Source organism: Blastococcus sp. OS1-29, assembly GCF_057628075.1.
The window spans coordinates 1,755-5,485 of the sequence record NZ_JBXXJK010000014.1 but is presented as its reverse complement, the minus strand read 5'-3'; the positions used below and the strand labels follow the sequence as shown (position 1 = coordinate 5,485).

2 rRNA genes are annotated in these 3,731 nt (G+C 58.9%); both read right to left on the bottom strand.

Annotated elements, in window-relative coordinates:
• Positions 1-9: 9 nt before the first annotated feature.
• Positions 10-126 (bottom strand): 5S ribosomal RNA (gene rrf, locus AC2H4J_RS23650).
• Positions 127-237: 111 nt separating this feature from the next.
• Positions 238-3,362: ribosomal RNA gene (locus tag AC2H4J_RS23645) — 23S ribosomal RNA — on the bottom strand.
• Between the last annotated feature and the right edge of the window lie 369 nt (positions 3,363-3,731).

The following is a 3,731-nucleotide window of genomic DNA, read 5'->3' as shown; positions in this document are numbered from 1 at the left end:
GGAATGGTTGTCCGGCGGCGTCCTACTCTCCCACCCCGTCTCCAGGGCAGTACCATCGGCGCTGAGAGGCTTAGCTTCCGGGTTCGGAATGAGACCGGGCGTTTCCCTCTCGCCATGGCCGCCGTAACGCTGTGAACATGTCAACCAGGATGCTGGTTGGGCGTTCAGAACCGCACAGTGGACGCGAAGCTTTCTTGTTTACCTGACTTTGCCGGCACAGACCCGGTGCGGGTGTGTGTGGTCAAGCCCTCGGCCTGTTAGTACCGGTCAGCTGCACACCTTGCGGTGCTTCCACTTCCGGCCTATCAACCCGCTGGTCTGGGCGGGGGCCTTACCCGATCAAGTCGGTGAGAGACCTCATCTTGAAGCGAGCTTCCCGCTTAGATGCTTTCAGCGGTTATCCCTGCCGAACGTAGCTAACCAGCAGTGCACCTGGCGGTACAACTGGCACACCAGAGGTTCGTCCGTCCCGGTCCTCTCGTACTAGGGACAGCTCTTCTCAAGTCTCTTACGCGCACGGCGGATAGGGACCGAACTGTCTCACGACGTTCTAAACCCAGCTCGCGTACCGCTTTAATGGGCGAACAGCCCAACCCTTGGGACCTACTCCAGCCCCAGGATGCGACGAGCCGACATCGAGGTGCCAAACCATCCCGTCGATATGGACTCTTGGGGAAGATCAGCCTGTTATCCCCGGGGTACCTTTTATCCGTTGAGCGACACCGCTTCCACATGCCGGTGCCGGGTCACTAGTCCCAGCTTTCGCTCCTGCTCGACCCGTCGGTCTCACAGTCAAGCTCCCTTGTGCACTTGCACTCGACACCTGATTGCCAACCAGGCTGAGGGAACCTTTGGGCGCCTCCGTTACATTTTGGGAGGCAACCGCCCCAGTTAAACTACCCACCTGACACTGTCCCTGATCCGGATCACGGACCGAGGTTAGACATCCAATTCGACCAGAGTGGTATTTCAACGATGACTCCACGGACACTGGCGTGCCCGCTTCACAGTCTCCCACCTATCCTACACAAGCCGAACCGAACACCAATATCAAGCTATAGTAAAGGTCCCGGGGTCTTTCCGTCCTGCCGCGCGTAACGAGCATCTTTACTCGTAGTGCAATTTCGCCGAGCCTGTGGTTGAGACAGCTGAGAAGTCGTTACGCCATTCGTGCAGGTCGGAACTTACCCGACAAGGAATTTCGCTACCTTAGGATGGTTATAGTTACCACCGCCGTTTACTGGCGCTTGAGTTCTGAGCTTCGCCTTGCGGCTAACCCGTCCCCTTAACGTTCCAGCACCGGGCAGGCGTCAGTCCGTATACATCGTCTTACGACTTCGCACGGACCTGTGTTTTTAGTAAACAGTCGCTTCTCACTGGTCTCTGCGGCCCCCCACCGCTACCCCGCGCAAGGCGGTTCACAACAGAGGGCCCCCCTTCTCCCGAAGTTACGGGGGCATTTTGCCGAGTTCCTTAACCACAGTTCGCTCGATCGCCTCGGTATTCTCTACCTGACCACCTGAGTTGGTTTGGGGTACGGGCCGCTCGGAACTCGCTAGAGGCTTTTCTCGGCAGCATAGGATCATCCAATTCGCCTCATTCGGCTATGCGTCGGGCCTCACCCTGTATGTGGAACGGATTTACCTATTCCACGGGCCACACCCTTGCACCGGTACTACCACTCACCGGTAGGACTACCTTCCTGCGTCACCCCATCGCTTGCCTACTACCAGTCCGGGTCCCGCGCTAGAACCCGCCCCAGCCCTCGAAAGGACCGGTCACGGGCGTTCGGGCGGTTAGCATCGCTGGGTTCAGCATGGGCGTTCCTTCGCGGGTACGGGAATATCAACCCGTTGTCCATCGACTACGCCTGTCGGCCTCGCCTTAGGTCCCGACTCACCCTGGGCGGATTAGCCTGGCCCAGGAACCCTTGGTCTTCCGGCGGGGGAGGTTCTCACTCCCCTCTCGCTACTCATGCCTGCATTCTCACTCGCGTGGCGTCCACGGCTGGATCACTCCGCCGCTTCGACCGCCACACGACGCTCCCCTACCCATCCACACACCTGGCCGGCCCACAAGAGGACCGACGGGATACGTGTGAATGCCACGGCTTCGGCGGTGTGCTTGAGCCCCGCTACATTGTCGGCGCGGAATCACTTGACCAGTGAGCTATTACGCACTCTTTCAAGGGTGGCTGCTTCTAAGCCAACCTCCTGGTTGTCTCTGCGACTCCACATCCTTTTCCACTTAGCACACGCTTAGGGGCCTTAGCCGATGATCTGGGCTGTTTCCCTCTCGACTACGAACCTTATCGCCCGCAGTCTCACTGCCACGCTCTCACTTACCGGCATTCGGAGTTTGGTTGACGTCAGTAACCTTGTGGGGCCCCTCAGCCATCCAGTGCTCTACCTCCGGCAAGAAACACGTGACGCTGCACCTAAATGCATTTCGGGGAGAACCAGCTATCACCGAGTTTGATTGGCCTTTCACCCCTACCCACAGCTCATCCCCTCCGTTTTCAACCGAAGTGGGTTCGGTCCTCCACGCGGTCTTACCCGCGCTTCAACCTGGCCATGGGTAGATCACTCGGCTTCGGGTCTAGAGCACGCGACTCAGAACGCCCTGTTCGGACTCGCTTTCGCTACGGCTACCCCACACGGGTTAACCTCGCCACGTACCACTAACTCGCAGGCTCATTCTTCAAAAGGCACGCAATCACCCCGCCCGAAGGCTAAGGCTCTCACGGCTTGTAGGCACACGGTTTCAGGTACTATTTCACTCCCCTCCCGGGGTACTTTTCACCTTTCCCTCACGGTACTTGTCCGCTATCGGTCACCAGGGAGTATTCAGGCTTAGCGGGTGGTCCCGCCAGATTCACACCGAATTTCACGGGCTCGGTGCTACTTGGGATACAACTCGGGAGACAACGCGTTTTCGTGTACGGGGCTCTCACCCTCTACGGCGACCCCTTCCAGAGGCCTTCCACTAACGACGCTGTTTTCTCACTCCCCGCTATCTCGGCAGAAATAACTGAGTCGTCCCACGACCCCGACCACACAACGCCTGCCGGCTATCACATGCAATCGGTTTAGCCTCATCCGCTTTCGCTCGCCACTACTCACGGAATCACGGTTGTTTTCTCTTCCTGTGGGTACTGAGATGTTTCACTTCCCCACGTTCCCTCCACACGCCCTATGTGTTCAAGCGCGGGTCACACCACATGACTGGTGCGGGGTTCCCCCATTCGGAAATCCTCGGATCAACGCTCGGTTGACAGCTCCCCGAGGCTTATCGCAGCCTCCTACGTCCTTCATCGGCTCCTGGTGCCAAGGCATCCACCGTGCGCCCTTAAAAACTTGGCCACACAAAAATCCCACCCACCCACGCCCGGAAGGACATCGATGAGCGGGCCTACACAAACCCTGAACTAACAGAGTCAGAAGATGCTCGCGTCCACTGTGCAGTTCTCAACGTACAACCAGACACCGGCCCCCCGACCCCACCAAACCCAGCACCCCACGAGGCACTGACGGTATGAGATCCAGACCGGCCCTGAACAAGATCGCAGCCATCCCCGCAGGAATGGTCCGCTCTCTCAGGACCCAACAGCGTGCCTACAACCGACCCACCCCCACCACCCCGTTCCACACGCCACCGAGGTGACGCCGTACTGGGGGCAGCAGCAGCTGCCGGCCGAACTGGTCAGCGTTCCACCCTCGAGCACCACCCCA